This window comes from Arthrobacter nitrophenolicus (genome assembly GCF_000332815.1).
GTDB classification, from domain to species: domain Bacteria; phylum Actinomycetota; class Actinomycetes; order Actinomycetales; family Micrococcaceae; genus Arthrobacter; species Arthrobacter nitrophenolicus.
Window position 1 is genome coordinate 45,189 of the sequence record NZ_AOFD01000013.1, and the last position, 17,600, is coordinate 62,788.

Here is a 17,600-nt window from a genome sequence, read left to right on the forward strand (position 1 = left end):
GCGCCTTCGGGCGTGGCGGCCTTGTCCGGGTCCATCCCGGCCAAGGGGCACTACCTGGTTCAGGGCGGCAGCAACGGCTCCAACGGCGCCGACCTTCCCGCCCCGGACCTGGTGGCAGGCGTCCTCAACCCGAGCGGCAGCGCCGGTACGGTGGTGCTCGCAAAGCAGCCCACCGCCGTCGCGCTTTCCACCGGGTCCCAGGTGGAGCCCGGCGGGGTGGCCGATCTCCTTGGCTACGGCACGTCCAACACCTTTGAAACGCTGGCTGCCACCGCCCCCTCGGGCAACACCGACGTCAAGAGCCTGAACAGGACAGCCGGAGCGGACAGCAACAGCAACGCCGCGGACTTCACCCTCAGCGCCACGATCACGCCCACCTCCTCTGGCGGCGCATCCCAGGACCCGGATCCCGCACCTGACCCGGAGCCCACGCCAAACCCTGCCCTGGCCACCATTGCCGAAATCCAGGGCACGGGTACCGAGAGCCCGCTGGCGGGCGCCACGGTGACCACCACGGGCAAGGTCACCGCTGTGTTCCCCACCGGCGGCCTGAACGGCTACTACATCCAGACGGCCGGCACCGGCGGGGACCTCACGGCCACCAACCACGCCGCATCGGACGGGATCTTCGTCTATTCCCCTGCCACCGCGGGTTCCGTGCAGCCGGGCGACTTCGTGCGCCTGACAGGCACCGTGGCCGAGTACTACGGGATGACCCAGCTCAACGTCGGCGCAGCGCCGGGCTCACCAAGCTGGTCGAGGCCGCCCCGGAGGTCAAGCCCACCGCTTTCACCTTGCCCGCCAACGAGGCCTTCCGCGAGTCGCTCGAAGGAATGCTCCTGGCACCCCAGGGACCGCTCACTGTCACGGACAACTACAGCCTGAACCAGTACGGCGAGATCGGCCTGGCCGGCGGCACCACTCCCCTGGTCCAGCCCACCGCGGTGGCTCCGTACGGCACGGCCGAACATGCCGCCGTCGTCCAGGAAAACGCCGCACGGGGCATCAAGCTCGACGACGGCGCAACCACCAACTTCCTCGGCAGCAGCGCCACCAAGGCCCTCCCCCTGCCGTACCTCACAGGCACGGATCCGGTCCGGGTGGGCTCGCCGGCGGCGTTCACCACGAATGTGGTCCTGGGCTACGCCAACAACGCCTGGAAATTCCAGCCGCTCACCCACCTGACGCCCGCGAATGCGGCCACGGTCCAGCCGGCCACGTTCGGCGCCACGCGCACGGAGGCGCCCCGGCCGGTGGGCGGCAACCTGAAGATTGCCTCGTTCAATGTCCTCAACTACTTCCCCACCACGGGTGACCAGCTCACCGGCTGCACCTACTACACGGACCGGGACGGGAACCCCGTCACCGTCCGGGGCGGCTGCAACGCCCGCGGCGCAGCCAATGCGGCGAACTTCCAGCGGCAGCAGGACAAGCTCGTGTCCGCCATCACCAAGGCCGGCGCCGACGTGGTCACCCTGATGGAGATCGAGAACTCCGCGCAGTTCGGCAAGAACCGCGACGACGCCCTGGCCCGGCTGGTGGACGCGCTGAACGTCGCCACACCCGGAGTCTGGGACTACGTCCGTTCGCCGGCCAACGCCCCGCCGCTGAGTGACGAGGACATGATCCGCACCGCCTTCATCTTCAAGAAGGCCGCGGCCGAGCCGGTGGGCGAGTCCATCATCCACAATGACACCGTTGCCTTCGCCTCTGCCCGCAAGCCGCTGGCGCAGATGTTCAAGCCCGCCGGCGGTGCCGCCGGCACCGAGTTCATCGCCATCGCCAACCATTTCAAGTCCAAGGGTTCGGCAGCAACACCGGAGGACACGGACCAGGGCCAGGGCGCCTCCAACCTGGCGCGCACTGCCCAGGCCAGGTCGCTGCTGGATTTTGCCACGTCGCTGCAGGCCAGCAAGGGCACGGACAAGGTGTTCCTGATCGGTGATTTCAACGCCTACGCCAAGGAAGACCCGCTCAACGTCCTCACGTCCGCCGGCTACGTCAACCAGGACGAGAAGGCCCGGAACGCCGACGGCTCGGCCAAGCATTCCTACCTCTTCGGCGGGATGGTGGGCTCCCTGGACCACATCCTGGCTTCCCCCGCCGCCGATGCTGTGGTGTCCGGCGCCGACATCTGGAACATCAACTCGGTGGAGTCCGTGGCCCTGGAATACAGCCGCCACAACTACAACATCACCAACTACTACGCCCCGGACCAGTTCCGTGCCAGCGACCACGACCCCGTGGTGGTGGGCCTGGACCTTGGCTCCGTTCCTGCCACCGTTGACCTGAACTTCCTGGGCATCAACGACTTCCATGGCAGGATCGACGCCAACACCGTCCAGTTCGCCGGAACCATCGAGAAGCTCCGTGCCGCTGCCGCCCCCGGCGCCACGGCATTCCTCTCCGCCGGCGACAACATCGGCGCGTCGCTGTTCGCGTCCGCTGTGGCCAAGGACCAGCCCACCATCGACGTGCTGAACGCCCTGGAGCTGCAGGCATCGGCCGTGGGCAACCACGAGTTCGACGGCGGCTGGGCGGACCTGCGCGACCGGGTCATCGCCGGCGGTGCCAACGCGAAGTTCCCCTACCTTGGCGCGAACGTCTACCGCAAGGGAACCACGGAGCCGGCGCTGCCCGAGTTCACCGTGCTGGACATGAACGGCATCAAGGTGGCGGTCATCGGCACGGTCACCCAGGAGGTCCCCTCCCTGGTGACCCCGGCCGGCATCGCCGACCTTGAGTTCGGGGACCCCGTCGATGCCATCAACCGGGCAGCCGCAAGGATCACCGCAGGGAACCTGGCCGACGTCATCATCGTGGAAAACCACGACGGCGCCGGCTCGGGCGTGGTGGAAGGCTCAACCCTGGCGGAGGAAGTGGCAGCGGGCGGTCCCTTCGCCAGGCTGGTCACCGAAACATCCGCCGACGTGGACGCCATCTTCACCGGCCACACGCACAAGGAATACGCCTGGGACGCTCCTGTTCCGGGCACCGACGGCAAGACCCGTCCCATTGTGCAGACCGGCAACTACGGCGAGAACGTGGGCCTCATCCAGCTGACGGTGGACACCGCCACCAAAGAGGTCACGGCGTCCAAGGGCAGCAACGTCAAGTGCACCACCGATCCCGCCGCCGGCCTGATCGCCGCCTACCCGCGGGTCGCCGCCGTCGACGCCATCGTCCAGAAGGCACTCGCCGGGGCCGCCGTCGTCGGAAACCAGCCGGTCGGTGCCGTTACGGCCGATATCACCACGGCATTCACCACCGACGCCACCGGTGCACCCAAGCGCGACGACCGTTCCAGCGAGTCCACCCTCGGCAACCTCGTGGCCGACTCGCTGCTTGCTTCGCTGCAGCCGGCCGAACTGGGCGGCGCGGAAATCGGCGTGGTCAACGCCGGCGGACTGCGGAACGAGCTCTACTACGCCCCGGACGGCACCATCACGTATGCCGAGGCGAACGCGGTGCTGCCGTTCGTGAACAACCTGTGGACCACGTCGCTCACGGGTGCCCAGTTCAAGACGCTCTTGGAGCAGCAGTGGCAGACCAACCCGGACGGCACGGTTCCCAGCCGGGCGTACATCCAGCTGGGCCTGTCAAAGAACGTGAACTACACCTACGACGCCGCCCGCGCTGCCGGTGACCGCATCACCTCGGTCCGGGTCAACGGTGAACTGCTGGATCCGGCGAAATCCTACCGGGTGGGCACGTTCAGCTTCCTGGCCACCGGCGGGGACAACTTCCGGGTCTTCACCGAGGGCGCCAACACCCGGGACTCCGCTGGTGGACCGGGACGCGTGGATCAGCTACCTGCAGGAGAGCAGCCCGGTTGCGCCGGACTTCGCACGCCGCTCCGCAGCCGTCACCAACAGCACTCCCGCAGAGGTCAAGCCGGGCGAAGCCGTCACGTTGACCGTCTCCAAGCTGGACCTGACGTCGCTGGGCAGCCCGGTCAACACCGCCCTGGCGGCCGTTTTCACCGATGCCGCCGGTGTGGTGACGGAGCTGGGCGCCGTACCGGTCGCGTCCGGGTCCGCCAGCGTAAACCTGGCCGTCCCGGCAGGTGCGGCGGCCGGCACCGGATCCCTGGTGCTGACCGCCGCCGAGTCCGGCACAGTGGTGACGGTTGGCGTGCAGGTGGCCGCTGAGGGTCCTGTCCCGCCGGTGTGCACCGCCCCGGCCAAGCCCGCCCAGTGGTACGACATCCTGGGCTGGATCCGGTACGGCATCGCCTGGCTGCAGTACCAGCAGTGCCTGCGCGGCTGATACCTGGGTGAACACGAAAGCGCCCCACGTTGGTCCCGGACTTCCGGCACCGAACGTGGGGCGCTTTTCGCTGGGAATTTAGTGGAGGACCACAGTTTCCGAGTAGGTGGAGGAATCGCCCTTGATGGCGGTGCTGCTGCGGCCGTCCACCCCCACCGGGACATCCCCCGCAATGGTCACCCGGTTCAGCTTCCGCGGCTGGCCGTCGTAGTTATCCGGGGCATAGTGCTGGGTGATCCGGTTGTCGAAAAGCACAAGCTGGTCCGGTTCCCAGTCCACCCGGACCACATTTTCAGGCCGGGTGACGTAGGCCTGCAGCAGGCGCAGGATGTCCCTGGACTCGGTGTTGGACAGCCCCACGATCCGCAGGCGCTGCGCGAAGCCGCCGATGAAGAGCCCGCGCTCCCCGGTCAGCGGGTGGACGCGGACCACGGGATGGGCGGTTTCGAAGTGGATCCTGGTGAACTCCTTGCGCCGCTCCTCCGCGTTGGCGTGCTCCAGGTTCTTCGGGACGGAGTAGTCGTAATCGTTGGTGTGGATGGCCCAGAGGGTGTCGGCGAAGTTCCGCAGCTCGTCGGGCAGGTCGCGGTAGGCCCCGGCCGAGGAGGCGATGAGCGTTTCACCGCCGTATGCCGGCAGCGTGATGCTGCGCAGCGTTGATGCCTGGGGCGGGTTGACCACGAACGTGACGTCCGTGTGCCAGTTGTTGGCGCTGCCGTTTTCGCTGTCCACCGGCAGGACGGCGGGTTTGCCATCCACCGATGCAACGGTGGGGTGCGCCTTGGTAAGCGGGCCGAAGTAGCCGGCGAACCGGACCTGGTCCTCGTCGCTGCGGACGTTCGCCTCGCGGAAGACCAGGGCCTTGTGGACGTTGAGGGCCTCGCGGATCTGGGCGATGGTATCCGGGCTAAGCTCCGCGCCCAGGTCCAGGCCGCGGATTTCAGCTCCAATGCGGGAGCCGAGCTTGGTGAATTCGAGCTTCGTTTCGGTGATGGTGGTCATGGGTGGTGTCCTTTCGGGGTTCTTGCCGGGTTGTGGAATTGCGGGTCAGTTGCCGGCGCCGACGGCGGTGCGCCAGCGGGAGAAGTGGCGTTCCAGTGCCACCAGCAGGATGTTGACGAGGAGGCCCAGCACGGAGACGGTGAGGATGCCTGCGTACATGTCCGGAATGAGGAAGCTCATCTGGGAATTGACGATCAGGTAGCCGAGCCCGGCCTTGGCACCCACCATTTCCGCGGCGATCAGCACCAGGATCGAGGAGGTGCCGGCCATCCGGATCCCGGTGAAGATGGTGGGCACCGCCGATGGAAGGATGACTTTCTGGAAGAGCCGGAAGCTGTTCAGTCCCAGGGACCTGGCCGCCCGGACCAGCAGCGGGTCCACCGTGCGGACGCCGGCGATGGTATTGAGCAGCACCGGGAAGAAGGCGGCGTAGGCCACGATGGTGATCTTGGATTCCTCCCCGATGCCCAGCAGGAGCGTGAAGACCGGCAGCAGGGCGAGGGTTGCAGTGTTGCGGAAGAGTTCCAGGAGCGGGTTCAGGAACGAGTTCAGCCACCCGTACCAGGCGATCAGGAGGCCCAGGGCAACGGCGATGACCACCGCGATCCCGAACCCGGAAACGGACCGGGTGAGGCTGGCTTGCAGGTGGTTCTGCAGCTGCCCGGTTTCCACCAGCCTGGCGCCCGCCGCGAGGACTTCGTGCAGCGGCGGGAGGAACACCCGGGTGGATGGGCCGGCAAAGTACTGCGGACCAAACTCCCACAGCGCCAGGAACAGCAGGACTGCCAGCGACTTCCAGGCCGCGCGCGCGGCGGCGTTCGCTGCGGCACCCAGCCTTCCTGCCGGCGTCGGGCGTTCCCTCCGGGCGGGACCCGGGTGTGCCGCCGGTGGTCCGGCGGGATGCGGTGCGGGTTCGACGGCGGCGCTCCCCTGCGGGGGCCGGCTCAGGACGGTGCTCATCAGGCGGCGTTCCTTTCGTGGGGGTGTTCATCCGGGGCTGTGCCGTCCGGGAGGATCTTGCGGTGGCCCGAGTCCCGGGCCACCCGGACTTCGTCATGCAGCAGGGACCAGACCTGGTGGCGGTGCTCCACGAACGCGGGATGGGAGCGGATGTCCGCCTCGCCGCCGCGGTCCGGAATGTTGATGTCCACGATCTCCTTGAGCCTGCCGGGCCTGGCGCTCAGCACCGCCACCCGCTGGCCGAGGTACACCGCCTCGTCAATCCCGTGGGTGATGAAGACGATGGTTTTTCCCGTCGCCTGCCAGATCCGCAGGAGTTCGTCCTGGAGCTGCTCGCGGGTCTGGGCGTCCAGCGCCGCGAACGGCTCGTCCATCAGGAGGACATCCGGCTCATAGGCGAGGCTCCTGGCGATGGCCACGCGCTGCTTCATACCGCCGGACAGTTCATGCGGATACCGGTCCTCGAACCCGGCCAGGCCCACCAGGTCCAGGTACTTGCTGGCGGTCGCCGCCCGGTCCTTCCGCGACAGCCCGCGGTTTTCAAGGCCGATCGAGACGTTCGCTGACGCTGTCCGCCAGGGAAAGAGGGCGTACTGCTGGAACACGACGGCCCGGTCCTGGCCCGGCCCGCTGACTTCCTTCCCGTCCACCAGGACCTTTCCGGACGTGGGGCGGGACAGGCCGGCCAGCAGGTCCAGGAGGGTGGTCTTGCCGGAACCGCTGGGCCCCACCAGGGTGAGGAATTCACCGGCTGCCACGTCAAGGCTGAGGGCATCCAGGGCGGTCAGGACGGCGGCCTCCGGCTGGCTGCGGCTATTCCTTCCCTGCCGGACGGGAAATTCCTTGGTGACGTGCTGAAGGCTGATTTTGGCGGTCATCGGTTATCCCTTGGACTCTGCGGCCGGAGTGGTTGTGTCCAGCTGGTTGAATTCGTTGGTGTAGAGCTTTGCCGTGTCCAGATCGCCGTTGATGATGCCGGCGGACTTCAGGTAGTCGGACCAGCGGGTGAAGTCGTTATCCGAGATGCGCCCGCCGGGTGAGGCCACGCCCACGCTCTTCCAGTACTTGAGCGCCTCGGTGCTTTCGTTCCGCCCGCGCTTTGCGATGATTTCCTCGAACTTGGCAATCACCTCTTCACGGGGTGTGGTGCGTTCCCACTCGATGGCCTTGGCCACGCCGGTCACCAGGGTGCGGCTGGTTTCCGGGTTCTTCGCCAGGAAGTCCTTGCGCAGGACGTACTGGCCGGCGTCGAACGGTCCCCCGATGACCCCGACGTCGGTAAACAGGGCCCGGATGCCGCCCTCGGCGAGCGCGCGGTCCTGGAGCACGCCGCCCAGGGTGCCCACGTCCACCTGCTTCTTGCGCAGGGCCACCTCGGTCTCGTTGGGCGGCACCACCACCAGCTGGACCTGCTTGATTTCTTCGGGCGTCAGCCCGCTGTTCTTCAGGTGCGTGGTGATGACTGCCTCATGGTGGGCGCCCAGGGTGTTCACCGCGATCTTCTTGCCGATCAGGTCCCGGGCACTGGTGATGGGGCTGCCCTCCTCCACGTAGTAGCCGGTGAACGTGTCCTTGTCCTCGCCGTAGTAGTTGATGACGGCCTGGACGGGGGCGCCCGCTTCGATCAGTTTGATGACCGCTCCGGTGAAGGCGCCGCCGATGTCCGTCTGGTCCGTGGCAACGGACTGGATGCTCTGCGGACCGCTGGTGGTGTTGCTGACCCACTCCAGCTTGACGTCGCCGAGGTACCCCAGGTCCTCGGCCACCTCCAGCAGGGAGACAGTGTTGGGTGAGCCCTGGTACCTGACGGTTTTCACTTCGGTGCCGCCGCCTCCCGCCGATTCGGCGGTGGCGCTGCCGCCGCACCCGGACAGCACCAGCGCGAGTGCCGCAGCGGCGGCCACTGCGGCTGCCTTGCCTGCGGCGGTGATTCTTCTTGCGGGCAGGAGTCGGTTTCTCATCGGAGGGTCTTTCTGCAATCAGTTGGGTCCGGGCCGGCTGGCTCGTGGCAACCACTAGAACAGAGCGGAATCCGAAGCAGAAGGGGCATCTTCACGGCGGGAAACGGCGAGAAACGGCAGGAAATTTCAGGTTTTCCGGAGTCATGCAGGGTCTGCCGGCGTCGCCGGGCGACCGATACCGACGCCCGACGTCACGTTCCTGCCCGACATCACGGTGTAGCCGTCACCGTTGGTCACCGGGAGCAGTATGGCGAAGTGTTCGGCTGGTTCCGGGAGCCGATTTCTGCGCCCAAACCTCCCGTTTCCAGGTTCCTTCGGGCTACGCCGTCAAGTCATGTCCCGGCCGGGAGCCCCTGGGCACGAAAACAAGCGGCAAATATTTCTCCCTGGACCGGGGCCTTGTTACGGGGCACATCCACCACGCCCACCGTTTGCGCTACTGGATTTCGACGCGCGGATTGCTGGACGCGGACCAAATATCGCGGCGTCAGGGAATATGCGCGTCGATAAGGAGTTTCCGCACCGGAAACTAACCAGCGAGGATGGCGGCCGCTATTTCGTCGGCGTCGCGGAGGGTCCGCTGGCCGCTCCGGTACGCCGGGTATCCGGGGTGGACGGCCTCGGCAGCAATGGCCGTCCCCCACTGGTTGGAGGAGAGCTGGAGGCCCAGGACGTACATGCCCTCGGTGACGGCGCCGTTTGCCGCCACGGGCCGGTACGGGTGGGGCACCACGTCCAGGCCGGTGGACTGGACGGGCGCACCCTCGGCGGTCATCATCAGGCGTGGCCGGACCGCGCCGTCCGCAAGCAACTGCCCGAGGAGCGGTGAATCGTTGGCCGAGACCCGGTTGCCTGGTGCCAGGGCTTCGACCATGGTGCGCGCGGCAGCGGGCGGACCTTCCACCCACGGCGAGGACGCGGTGAACAGCCGGGTCCGGCGGTCAACTCCGAACTTCGGGTCCGGGCCCACAAAGCTGACCACCCCCGCCCGGGCCAGTGCGGCCAACTGCTCCGAGCGCAGGGCCGGCGGCCCACTGGCCAGGCCCTCCACGAAGGACTCGAACCAGCCACGCAGTCCGGCCACCCAGGACGCGTCGGTGATGCCGCCGTCGGCCACTGCGGTCTTGAGGACAGCGCGCCCGTGGTGCAGGGCGCCGATGGCCATCTTGACGGGGTCGTCCTCGCCCAGGGCTGAACGGCGGGCATCGTCCAGCAGGTACTCCACCACTGCGGCGTCGAGTTCCGTCCGGGAACCAAACGTCCTGCCTGCCAGTGGTGCCGCGAGCGCGGGAAGGTCCAGCCGGTGCCGCGGTCCCACATGGACAGCCAGCACGCTCTCCACGCTGTCCTCCCAGTTGGCCGCCGAATGGGCGTGCGGGTGCAGCGCCTCCTCGAGGGCGGCGAGGAAGGCAGCCCTGTCCGGGACGGCGGCGGGCTGCGCGCGGACCAGCGTGGAGTAGTAGGCCCACAGGGTGTCGCGGTGCAGCAGCGGCCACAGGTCGTGGTCGAACCCGGGCCGGATGCCGGCCCTGCGGAACCGCTCCAGCGCCGCCTCGGTGAGGTAGCGGAGGGTGACCGACGCCGGGTAGTAGCCGTCCAGCGCCGCCTTGGCCCGGTAGGGGGTTCCGCGCCGGGAGGCCGCGATGATCAGCGGCTCCTGGCCGGACGGTTCATACTCCAGCCGTCCGCCGCCGGTGACGAACTTTCCGCCGCGGCCCTCGGTGAGCTGCACCATGGTGTCGAAAAAGTTCAGCCCCATGCCGCGGACCAGGACGGGTTCACCGGCAGGGATCCGGGACCAGTCCACATCGGCAGGTGCCGCCGGGGGAAAGTACTGCAGCCCCAAGTGCTCCGCCGCGGCCTGCAGCTCGCGCTGTTCGGGGTTGAGCCTGGACGGGATGTGGCCCAGCGCCAGCACCACCGATCCGGTGCGGAGCGTCTCCCCGGCGGCCAGGCCGACGTCGAACGTTCCGTCCCCTGCGGGGCGCACCGACACGGCGGACGTTTCGTGGAACTGTACGGTGACGCCGTCGGGCGCCTTGTCCAGCAGGTCTTCCAGGGTGGAGCGCAGGTACCTGCCGTACAGGGCGCGGCTGGGAAAGTCGTTGGATTCCAGCACCGCGAGTTCCGCGCGCTCGTCCGCAGTCAGGGACGGCAGCGGGTCGCGCTGCTGCCGCTCCCGCCACTTGTCGAAGGAGGTTCCCGTCAGCGGCGCCGGAAGCGACGGGTCCTCCGGGATGAGGGTGGGGTAGAAGGACTGCGTGTTCATCAGGAACAGCCGCGACTGCTGCGGCTGCCAGACGTGCCCCGGCCCGGCCGGGTAGGGATCGACGACGTCGATATGGACCTTGAGAGCCCCGGCTGAGCCGGCGCGGTGGGCGGCGGAGCGCGCGAGCAGGCGTTCCAGCACGCTGGTGCCGCGGGGGCCGGCACCAATGATGGCGGCCCGGATGCTCTGCGTATTTTCCACGGCATCCAGACTATCCGCTGCCAGCTGAACGCCTTGCCCGCGGGCACCGATGTTGTTTGGATGGGCGGATGACCACCACTGAAGCTGATTCCGCGTCCGTTCCGGGTTCCGAGGCCGGCCCGGGGGGCGCGCCTGCGGGCACCGCACCCGAGCCCACCGACGAAAACGTGTGGCTTGAGGATATCTACGGCGAAGAGCAGCTTGCCTGGGTCAAGGAGCAGAACTCCCGCACGGAGGATCTGCTGGAGGATGCGGACTATGCGGCGCTTGAGGCAGCATCCTGGAGGTCCTGGACTCCACGGACCGCATCGCCATGGTGGGCAAGCGCGGCGACTGGTACTACAACTTCTGGAAGGACCAGCAGAACCCCAAGGGCCTGTGGCGCCGCACCACGTGGGAGAGCTACTGCACCGACTCCCCCGAGTGGGACGTCCTGCTGGATGTGGACGCGCTGTCCGCCACCGAGGGTGAGGAGTGGGTGTTCCACGGCGCCACGTTCTTCCGGCCGGCACCCGGCGCCCCCTACCGCCTGGCCCTCCTGGCGCTCTCCCCCGACGGCGGCGACGCCAACCGCTACCGCGAATTCGACGTCGAAACCCGGTCCTTCGTGGACCCCGCCGCGGGCGGCTTCGACCTGCCCACCGCGAAGGGCAACGTGTCATGGCTGGATGCCGACACTCTGCTCGTTTCCTCCACCGCTGACGGACTGCCCAGGACGGCGTCCTCCTACGCCCGGACGGCGGTCACCCTCACGCGCGGCACCAGCCTCGCGTCCGCTCCCCGGCTCTTTGAGGTCCCCGAAGACCACATGATGGCAGTGGTGGCCCACGACTCCACGCCCGGCTTCGAACGCACCTTCGCCGTGGACTACATCGACTTTTTCAACCGCACCAACCTGGTGCTCCGCGGCGGGGAGTGGGTGGCGATCGACGTCCCCACCGACGTCAACGTCAGCGCGCACCGCGAGTGGCTGCTGTTCCGCCCGCAGCAGGACTGGGTCCTGGACGGCACCACGTACCCGGCCGGCTCGCTGCTCGCCGCCGGGTTCGAGGACTACCTGGCCGGCGGCCGCAGCCTGTCCGTCCTGTTCACCCCGGATGCCCGCACTTCCCTGCAGTCCTGGAGCTGGACGCGCAACTTCCTGCTGCTGAACCTCCTTCGGGACGTCTCGTCCGAAATCCGGGTCCTCGACCCGTCCCGCCCCGTGGCAGGCGCAGACAGCGCTGAAGGCGCCTGGGCGTCCACGCCCCTGGACGCCTGCCCGCCCCTGCACGACGTCAACGCCTACGCCGTGGACGACGAGGACGAAACCGCGGCCGACGGCGGTGCGGGCGACGACTTCTGGCTCGTCGCCACCGGATTCACCACCCCCAGCACCCTGATGCGCGGAACCCTGGAACGCAACCACGACGACGGCGCGCAGCCAGGCGTGGCGAGCCGGCACGCCGTGGTGAAGACGTCGCCGTCGTTCTTTGCGGACAGCGAATACGAGGTGCAGCAGCATTTCGCCGTGTCCGAGGATGGAACACGCGTCCCCTATTTCCAGGTGTCCGCCCGGAACCTGCCGCTGGACGGCCAGAACCCCACCCAGCTGTCCGGATATGGCGGGTTCGAGATCTCCCGGACGCCTGCGTACAGCGGCACCGTGGGCAGGGCGTGGCTGGAGCGCAGGACCGCGGGCCCCGCCGGCGGCAGCGACGGACATTCGCGCGGCGGGGTCTACGTGGTGGCCAACATCCGCGGCGGCGGCGAATACGGTCCGTCCTGGCACCGGGCCGCACTCAAGGAAAACCGGCACAAGGCGTTCCAGGACTTCGCGGCCGTGGCCCGGGACCTCATCAGCCGCGGCGTCACGTCCCGCGAGCGGCTCGGGTGCGTGGGCGGCTCCAACGGCGGGCTGCTGGTGGGGAACATGCTCACGCGGTACCCGGACCTGTTCGGGGCCGTCTCCTGCGGCGTGCCCCTGCTGGACATGCGGCGCTACACCAGGCTGTCCGCCGGCCACTCCTGGATCGCGGAGTACGGCGACCCGGATGTGCCGGAGCAGTGGGAATACATCAGGACCTTCTCCCCCTACCACCTGCTCCGGGACGGCGTGGAGTACCCCGAAACGTTCATCTGGACCGCCACCTCCGATGATCGGGTGGGACCGGTCCAGGCCCGGAAGATGGCAGCCCGCATGCTGGCCATGGGCATCCCGAACGTCTGGTTCCACGAAGCCCTGGAGGGCGGCCACGCCGGTGCGTCCGACAACCGGCAGGCCGCCGCGCTGCAGGCCCGAAGCCAGCATTTCCTGTGGAAGGCACTGGCGGGCGGATTGTCGTGACGCCAGGGTTGTCGGTGCGGCGGGCAGTCGCGGCTGACGTGGAGGCACTGGCTGAGGTGCATATCCGCTGCTGGCGGGAAACGTACCGCGGCATGCTCTCCGACGCCTTCCTGTCCGGCGTCGACCCTGCCAGCCGGGTGGACTTGTGGCGGATGCTGCTGGACCGTCCCGAGCCTGCCGAGGCATGGGTGGCCTGCGACGGCGGGACAGTGGTTGGGTTCGCGGGCGTGCGGCGGGATCCTGCCCCCGGCGCCCCGGAAGGGCATCCGCCGCCGGTCTCCGGAGACTTCCAGCTGTGGGGACTCTACCTGCTGGCCTCGCACCAGGGGCTGGGCCTGGGGCGGCGGCTGCTGGAAGCGGCGCTTGGGAATGAAGCGGCGAGCCTGTGGGTAGCGGCCGACAACAGCCGTGCCATCGGTTTCTACCGCCGGTTCGGCTTTGAACCTGACGGCGCCGAGGACGTCCTGGCCGAATGGGAGAGCCTCCGCGAGATCCGGATGGTGCGCCCCGCACAGCGCGCCGCCTGAGTTCCCTGGTGCGCCGTGCCTGCTGCGCTGTACAAGGCTCACGCCGGCGTTTTGCACTGGGTGCCCGGATCTGCGTATCCTTGGTGGGCTAGGAATAGCAATTGGAGACGTGCCAGAGCGGCCGAATGGACTTCACTGCTAATGAAGGGTCGGGGTTAAACTCGACCGGGGGTTCAAATCCCCCCGTCTCCGCGTTTGGCCCCGGTCTGAGGACCGGGGCCTTTTGCGTTCCCGGGACTTTTCCGGGCTTGTTCGCAGATCGGAGCCTTTTGGGTACGGATCCGCGAACAAACTTCTGAAGGAGTGGGGTCCGGACGGCCAGCGACCGCGCCTGTGGGTACCGTCCGGGGACCGGACACCGCACTGCGGCGGGCCCCTCCCGATGGCACCATAAACGGATGGCAGCAAGTACTCAGGTGGACGGAAGCGGCAGCACCGGGCAGGTGTGGAACCCGCACCTGGCGCTCCTGGTGGCGGCAACGTTCTTTATGGAATTCCTGGACGGCACGGTCCTGACCACCGCCATCCCCAACATTTCCGCCGATTTCGGTGTTCCGGCGGCCGACGTGAACATCACGATGACGGCCTACCTCCTGACAGTGGCCGTGGGCATCCCGATCAGCGGCTGGCTGGCCGAGCGCTTCGGAGCCCGCCGGGTGTTCTGCCTCGCCATCGCCGTCTTCACGGCCGCCTCGCTCGCCTGCGCGCTGAGCCAGGACCTGACCACCCTGACTGTGAGCCGCATCGTCCAGGGCGCCGGCGGTGCCATGATGGTGCCGGTCGGAACCCTGGTGGTGCTGCGCGGAACCCCCAAATCCGAACTGTTGCGCGCCACCGCCTTCCTGGTGTGGCCCGGGCTCCTGGCCCCTGTCCTCGCTCCCCTGGTGGGCGGCGCACTCACCACCTACCTGTCCTGGCACTGGATCTTCCTGATCAACCTTCCGCTCGGCGTGGCCGCCCTGATCGCGGCGCTGCGGCTGGTACCCGGCACAGCCGGAGACCCGGGCCGGCGCCTGGACTGGCCCGGGCTGTTCCTCACCACCCTGGGCGTCGGCGCACTGGTGACCGGCCTCGAACTGGCCAGCGCCCACCCCGACACCCCCTGGGCGGCGGTCAGCGCAGCCGCCGGAGCGCTCTGCCTCGCGGCCGCCGTGCTGTGGATGCGCAAGGCCAGGAACCCGCTGTTCGACCTGGACGTCTTCCGTACCCGAACGTTCCGCGCCATGGCCACCGGCGGTTTCGTCTACCGCCTGACCATCAGCTCGGTACCGTTCCTGCTGCCCCTGATGTTCCAGACAGGATTCGGCTGGTCCCCCATCCACGCCGGCATCATGGTGGCCGCGGTCTTCATCGGCAACATCGGCATCAAGCCGGCCACCACCCCGCTGATCCGCCGCTTCGGCTTCAAGGCAATGCTGGTCTTCGCGTCCCTTGCGTCCGCGGCGACCTTCACCGCCTGCGCCTTCCTCACGCCCGAAACACCGCAGGCGCTGACGTTCGCCCTGCTGGTCTGCAGCGGAGCGTTCCGGTCGATCGGCTTCTCGGCCTACGCCTCGGTCCAGTACGCAGACATCATGCCGGCCCAGCTGACATCGGCGAACACCGTCTCCGCCACCCTTGTGCAGCTCGCCACCGGAGCGGGCATCGCCGTGGCGGCACTGCTGATCCGGATCTTCGACGGCTATCCCGCAGGTTTCCAGGACGCCGCGGGACCATTCCGCGGCGCGTTCCTGGCCATGGCCGCCCTGATGCTCGCCAGCACCATCGACAGCCTCCTGCTGCCCCGGCACGCCGGCGCGGAAGTCAGCCGGCCTGGGCAAGCACCAGTGGAAGAACCGCGCCGGCCCCGGCCTGCCGAAGAGCGCGGCACGCGACCGTAAGCGTCCACCTGCTGTCCGCGAGGTCATCGACGAGCATCACGCTCTGCCCGTGGACTGCTGCCAGCGCCGCCTCAAGCTCGGGCCCGGTTGCCAGGCGGTCCCACACCCCGGCCAGCCGGTAGGCGCTGTTGCCGCCCCGGCTGCCGGTAGGGCCGCCGTGGGCCAGCTGCAGCTCGCCGAGGTAGGGAATCCGGCCGATCTCCGAGATTCCCCTGGCGAGGGAGCCCACCAGCTGCGGCTTGCTCCGTGACGGGATGCTCACGATGGCGGCCGGCCTGCCGGCACCGCTCCAGCCCGGGGTGCGGGCATCGCCGGCGCCCCATTCCCGCAGGACCTGCACGCAGGCCTGCAGCATCCCGGGATCCACGGGCCGGTCCTGGGCACCGGCAGCGAACAGCTCCCGCAGCGCACCGCCCCATCCAAGGTCCGTCAGGCGCGCCAGGACGCGTCCCTCTGCCAGTCCTTCGCCAGGCTTCAACTTTCCCTTCACCGGAACACCCAGGCGGTCCATGCCGCTGGGCCACTGCAGGCGCGCTTCAAGGACACCGCCCGCCCTGCTCAGGGTCTGGCCTGCGGCAGCGGTGGCATCCTCCGCTACCTCTGCCGGGAACCAGCGTCCGGCGCAGTTGTCGCACCGGCCGCAGGGGTGCGCCGTTTCGTCGTCCAGGACGGAGGTGATGTACTCCATCCGGCAGCCCGCGGTGTCCTGGTAGATCACCATGGAGTCCTGCTCGTCCACCCGGGCCTCGGCGATCCGCTGGTACCGCTCCGCGTCGTAGACCCAGGGCTGCCCCGTGGACCGCCAGCCTCCCCCTACCCGCTCGACGGCGCCGTCCACGGACAGGACTTTCAGCAGCAGCTCCAGCGGGGTGCGGCGCAGGTCCACCCGCGCTTCGAGGGCCACCGTGGACAGCGCAGTCCCGGCCTCCGCGAGCGCGGTGAGGACAGCGGCCGCCTTTTCCTCGGAGGGCATGGAGGCGGTGGCAAAGTACTGCCAGATTTCCCGGTCCTCGGAGCCTGGAAGCAGGAGGACATCGGCGTTCGCGGCGCCACGGCCGGCACGTCCCACCTGCTGGTAGTACGCAACCGGCGAGGAGGGCGCGCCCAGGTGGACCACGAAGCCCAGGTCCGGTTTGTCGAAGCCCATGCCCAGCGCGGATGTGGCCACCAGGGCTTTGACCTGGTTGTCCTTGAGCAGTTGCTCGGCGCGTTCCCGGTCCGCGGGATCGGTGCGGCCCGTATAGGCCAGGACCTCGTGCCCCGCCTCCTTCAGGAGCCGGGCGGTGTCCTCGGCGGCGGAGACCGTCAGCGTGTAGATGATGCCGCTGCCGGGAAGATCGGACAGGTGGGTCAGGAGCCAGCCCAGGCGCTGTTTCGAGTCCGGCAGGGACAGGACGCCGAGCCGGAGCGAGTCCCGGCCCAGCGCACCGCGGATGGTCAGGACGCCGGCCCCGAGCTGTTCCTCGATATCGTGCACCACGCGGGAGTTTGCGGTGGCGGTGGTGGCCAGCACGGGGACCGACTCGGGCAGCCGGGTGATCAGGTCCGCAATCCTGCGGTAGTCCGGGCGGAAATCATGCCCCCAGTCGGAGATGCAGTGTGCTTCGTCAATGACCAGCAGGCCGGTGCGCCGGATCAGTTCCGGCAGCTGGTTCTCGCGGAAGGACGGGTTGGTGAGGCGCTCCGGGGAGACGAGCAGGACGTCAACCTGGTCCGCGGCCAGCTGCTCGCGGACCGCGTCCCACTCCAGCTGGTTGGCTGAATTGATGGCGACGGCGCGGACGCCTGCCCTTGCCGCGGCGGCCACCTGGTCCCGCATCAGGGCAAGCAGCGGCGAGACGATGAGCGTGGGTCCTGCACCCCGGCGCCGGAGAAGCAGGGACGCCACGAAGTACACCGCGGACTTTCCCCAGCCGGTGCGCTGGACCACCAGGGCCCGCCGCCCGCCGTCGACCAGCGCCTCAATGGCTTCGAACTGCCCCTCGTGAAAACCGGCTTCGGGGTGGCCCACCAGTTCCCGGAGGACCTCCAGCGCCTGCTGGTGGGTGGCGGAGGCAGGGCCGGACCCGTCGGTTGCTGTGGCAGGTGTCGGGGGCGTGTCTATCAGTGCGGCGGCATGCTGGTTATCGACCATTCATTCAGTATCCCAGCCACCTCCGACAGCCGGCACATGCGGGGACTGTATGTGGAAAGCGGGCCAACACC

11 protein-coding genes, 1 tRNA gene and 1 pseudogene are annotated in these 17,600 nt (G+C 68.5%); 7 read left to right on the forward strand and 6 right to left on the reverse strand.

The window, feature by feature from the left end:
• Positions 1 to 21: 21 nt before the first annotated feature.
• The 3 genes from G205_RS24185 to G205_RS24190 are packed head-to-tail and all read left to right on the forward strand — an operon-like array spanning position 22 to position 4,269.
• On the forward strand, positions 22 to 885 hold the full coding sequence (locus tag G205_RS24185) for a hypothetical protein (RefSeq protein ID WP_476855429.1): 864 nt from the start codon (positions 22 to 24) through the stop codon (positions 883 to 885).
• Entirely contained in the window at positions 795 to 4,151 is a 3,357-nt protein-coding gene (locus G205_RS06710) for an ExeM/NucH family extracellular endonuclease (RefSeq protein ID WP_476855427.1), read from the forward strand. Before G205_RS24185 ends, G205_RS06710 begins: the two co-directional genes overlap by 91 nt.
• On the forward strand, positions 4,141 to 4,269 hold the full coding sequence (locus G205_RS24190; protein ID WP_476855428.1) for a hypothetical protein: 129 nt from the start codon (positions 4,141 to 4,143) through the stop codon (positions 4,267 to 4,269). The genes G205_RS06710 and G205_RS24190 overlap by 11 nt, the downstream gene beginning before the upstream one ends.
• A gap of 78 nt (positions 4,270 to 4,347) precedes the next feature.
• Here G205_RS24190 and G205_RS06715 read toward each other — a convergent pair whose 3' ends face one another.
• From G205_RS06715 to G205_RS06735, 5 genes are all read right to left on the reverse strand, one after another.
• The gene (locus G205_RS06715; RefSeq protein ID WP_009357309.1) at positions 4,348 to 5,271 is read right to left on the reverse strand and encodes a TauD/TfdA dioxygenase family protein; all 924 of its coding nucleotides are present in this window, start codon (positions 5,269 to 5,271) and stop codon (positions 4,348 to 4,350) included.
• Between the two features lie 45 nt (positions 5,272 to 5,316).
• The gene (locus G205_RS06720; RefSeq protein ID WP_009357310.1) at positions 5,317 to 6,231 is read right to left on the reverse strand and encodes an ABC transporter permease; all 915 of its coding nucleotides are present in this window, start codon (positions 6,229 to 6,231) and stop codon (positions 5,317 to 5,319) included.
• Positions 6,231 to 7,109 carry an ABC transporter ATP-binding protein gene (locus G205_RS06725; RefSeq protein ID WP_009357311.1) on the reverse strand — a complete coding sequence of 293 codons (879 nt, stop codon included), beginning with the start codon at positions 7,107 to 7,109 and terminating at the stop codon, positions 6,231 to 6,233. The genes G205_RS06720 and G205_RS06725 overlap by 1 nt, the downstream gene beginning before the upstream one ends.
• A gap of 3 nt (positions 7,110 to 7,112) precedes the next feature.
• Positions 7,113 to 8,192: an ABC transporter substrate-binding protein gene (locus G205_RS06730; RefSeq protein ID WP_052014059.1), complete on the reverse strand. Its 1,080-nt coding sequence runs from the start codon at positions 8,190 to 8,192 to the stop codon at positions 7,113 to 7,115.
• A gap of 529 nt (positions 8,193 to 8,721) precedes the next feature.
• A complete protein-coding gene (locus tag G205_RS06735; protein WP_009357313.1) occupies positions 8,722 to 10,662 on the reverse strand; it encodes an FAD/NAD(P)-binding protein in 1,941 nt (646 codons plus the stop codon).
• A gap of 68 nt (positions 10,663 to 10,730) precedes the next feature.
• On the opposite strand from G205_RS06735, the pseudogene G205_RS06740 reads away from it, so the two are divergent.
• From G205_RS06740 to G205_RS06755, 4 genes and pseudogenes are all read left to right on the forward strand, one after another.
• Positions 10,731 to 12,988, forward strand: a pseudogene (locus G205_RS06740) (prolyl oligopeptidase family serine peptidase).
• Positions 12,985 to 13,515: a GNAT family N-acetyltransferase gene (locus G205_RS06745; protein WP_152419542.1), complete on the forward strand. Its 531-nt coding sequence runs from the start codon at positions 12,985 to 12,987 to the stop codon at positions 13,513 to 13,515. The pseudogene G205_RS06740 and the gene G205_RS06745 overlap by 4 nt, the downstream one beginning before the upstream one ends.
• A 103-nt stretch (positions 13,516 to 13,618) precedes the next feature.
• Positions 13,619 to 13,707 (forward strand) — tRNA-Ser (locus tag G205_RS06750).
• A 206-nt stretch (positions 13,708 to 13,913) separates the two neighbouring features.
• Positions 13,914 to 15,395 (forward strand): MFS transporter, encoded by a 1,482-nt coding sequence (locus tag G205_RS06755; protein WP_052014060.1) that lies wholly within the window; start codon positions 13,914 to 13,916, stop codon positions 15,393 to 15,395.
• Here the strand turns inward: G205_RS06755 and G205_RS06760 are convergent.
• A complete protein-coding gene (locus tag G205_RS06760) occupies positions 15,319 to 17,529 on the reverse strand; it encodes a RecQ family ATP-dependent DNA helicase (RefSeq protein ID WP_009357317.1) in 2,211 nt (736 codons plus the stop codon). The genes G205_RS06755 and G205_RS06760 overlap by 77 nt on opposite strands.
• Positions 17,530 to 17,600: the final 71 nt, after the last annotated feature.

Coding starts and splice junctions, on each gene's coding strand:
- G205_RS06715 (WP_009357309.1), bottom strand. CDS start 5,271: ATGACCACCATCACCGAAACGAAGCTCGAATTCACCAAGCTCGGCTCC.
- G205_RS06720 (WP_009357310.1), bottom strand. CDS start 6,231: ATGAGCACCGTCCTGAGCCGGCCCCCGCAGGGGAGCGCCGCCGTCGAA.
- G205_RS06725 (WP_009357311.1), bottom strand. CDS start 7,109: ATGACCGCCAAAATCAGCCTTCAGCACGTCACCAAGGAATTTCCCGTC.
- G205_RS06730 (WP_052014059.1), bottom strand. CDS start 8,192: ATGAGAAACCGACTCCTGCCCGCAAGAAGAATCACCGCCGCAGGCAAG.
- G205_RS06755 (WP_052014060.1), top strand. CDS start 13,914: ATGGCAGCAAGTACTCAGGTGGACGGAAGCGGCAGCACCGGGCAGGTG.
- G205_RS06760 (WP_009357317.1), bottom strand. CDS start 17,529: ATGGTCGATAACCAGCATGCCGCCGCACTGATAGACACGCCCCCGACA.